The organism is Mesorhizobium sp. M7A.F.Ca.US.005.03.2.1 (genome assembly GCF_003997795.1).
Taxonomy (GTDB): Bacteria; Pseudomonadota; Alphaproteobacteria; order Rhizobiales; family Rhizobiaceae; genus Mesorhizobium; species Mesorhizobium ciceri.
On record NZ_RZRP01001000.1, the window covers coordinates 1 to 2,114 of the forward strand.

Sequence of the window (2,114 nt, forward strand, 5' to 3'; positions counted from 1 at the left end):
GCCAGGATCTCGACGAGCTGTTCGAGATCTCGGATGCGATCGCCGTCATGCACAATGGCGAGTTGTCGAAGCCGATACCGATCGCCGAGGCGACCTTCGAGAAGGTCGGCTTGCTGATGGGTGGCGCCGAACCCGGTCACGCCGAACACACGTTGGAGACGGCATGATGCGCCTCGAACTCGTCAAACGCCCGCAGCGTTCCATGCTGTTTTCGGCCCTGTCGCCGTTCATCGCCTTCGCGCTGACCATCATTGCCGGGGCCGTCATGTTCGCGCTGCTCGGCGTCAATCCGCTGACTGCGTTCAACATCTATTTCATCGAGCCGATCAGCCAAGTCTGGCAGTTGCATGAGCTGGCGATCAAGGCCGCGCCGCTCATCCTGATCGCCGTCGGCCTGTCGGTTTGCTACAAGGCCAACATCTGGAACATCGGCGCCGAAGGCCAGTTCATCCTCGGCGGCATCGTTGGCTCGATGCTTCCAGTACTGTTTCCGCAGTTCGAAGGCCCGCTGGTGCTGCCGTTGATGCTGTTGCTCGGCATGGTCGGAGGTGCGGCCTATGCGGCGATCCCGGCTCTGCTCAAGACGCGCTTCGGCACCAACGAGATCCTGACCAGCCTGATGCTGGTCTATGTCGCGCAACTCTTCCTCGACTGGCTGGTGCGCGGACCGTGGCGCGATCCGCAGGGCCATGGCTTCCCGCAGACCATCCAGTTCAACGATTCGGCCGTGTTGCCGGAACTGATGCCGGATGCCGGACGGGCAAACTGGGGTTTTGTCTTCGCGCTGGTCGCCGCGGTGCTGGTCTGGATCCTGATGAGCCGCATGCTGAAAGGTTTCGAGGTGCGCGTGCTGGGCTCGAGCCCGCGGGCAGGACGCTTCGCCGGCTTCGGCCTCAACCGGATGGTGTTCTTTGCCTTCCTGCTGTCGGGCGCGCTGGCGGGACTTGCCGGTATCTCGGAGGTCTCGGGCGCCATCGGTCAGCTGCAGCCCGTCATTTCGCCGGGCTACGGCTTCACCGCCATCATCGTGGCGTTCCTCGGCCGTCTCAACCCGCTTGGCATCGTTGCCGCCGGACTGGTGCTGGCACTGACCTATCTCGGCGGCGAAGCAGTGCAGAGCGCGCTCGGCATCTCCGACAAGGTGGCGCGGGTGTTCCAGGGCATGCTTTTGTTCTTCGTGCTCGGCTGCGACACGCTCATCCATTACCGCATACGCCTGGTCGGCCTGGCGCTGACCAAACCGGAAGGCGTGGCCAAACTCGAAGCCGCACCGAAGCTGAAGGAAGCCCGTTGATGGACATCACCGTAAACATCCTTCTGACCATCGCCACCGCGGCAACGCCGCTGCTGATCGCGGCAATCGGTGAGCTGGTGGTCGAGCGCTCCGGCGTACTCAATCTCGGCGTCGAAGGCATGATGATCATGGGCGCCGTCGGCGGCTTCGGCGCAACCTATCTCACCGGATCGCCCTGGATCGGCCTTTTGGCGGCCATTGCCATGGGCGCGGTGTTCTCGCTGCTGTTTGCCGTCATGACGCTGTCGCTGGCCACCAATCAGGTGGCGACCGGCCTGTCGCTGACGCTGCTCGGCCTTGGCCTGTCCGGCATGATGGGCACCAGCTTCGTCGGCCAGCCCGGCGAAAGGCTGCCCAACCTCGACATTCCCGGCCTGACGGAAATCCCTGTGGTCGGCAGGCTGCTGTTTGGCCAGGATCCGATCTTCTACATTTCGATCGCGCTGACCGCCGCCGTCATGTGGTTCCTGTTCAAGACCCGCACCGGGCTGACGCTGCGTTCGATCGGCGACAGCCACACCTCGGCGCATGCGCTTGGCATCAAGGTCATCCGCTACCGATACCTCGCGGTCATCTTCGGCGGCGCCTGTGCCGGTCTCGCCGGCGGCCATCTCTCGCTGGTCTACACGCCGCAATGGGTGGAGAACATGAGCGCCGGCCGCGGCTGGATCGCGCTGGCGCTGGTGGTGTTCGCCTCCTGGCGGCCATGGCGGGTGCTGGCCGGCGCCTACATCTTCGGCGCGGTGTGGATCGGCCAGCTTCATGCACAGGCTTTTGGCATTCCAGTGCCCTCACAGTTCCTTTCTTCGCTGCCCTATCT

The 2,114-nt window shown here is 64.0% G+C and carries 2 protein-coding genes and 1 pseudogene; all 3 read left to right on the forward strand.

The annotated features are described in order from the left end of the window. Positions 1 to 167: pseudogene (locus EN991_RS33750) on the forward strand (ABC transporter ATP-binding protein); the annotation flags it as partial. Next, a complete protein-coding gene (locus tag EN991_RS33755; protein WP_027161611.1) occupies positions 164 to 1,294 on the forward strand; it encodes an ABC transporter permease in 1,131 nt (376 codons plus the stop codon). The pseudogene EN991_RS33750 and the gene EN991_RS33755, both read left to right, overlap by 4 nt. Next, on the forward strand, positions 1,294 to 2,114 hold an 821-nt coding region (locus tag EN991_RS33760; protein WP_164769576.1), incomplete at its 3' end, for an ABC transporter permease. The genes EN991_RS33755 and EN991_RS33760, both read left to right, overlap by 1 nt.

What these genes read in the sequence shown, in the direction of transcription:
- EN991_RS33755 (WP_027161611.1), top strand. Translation starts at nt 164, where the DNA reads ATGATGCGCCTCGAACTCGTCAAACGCCCGCAGCGTTCCATGCTGTTT.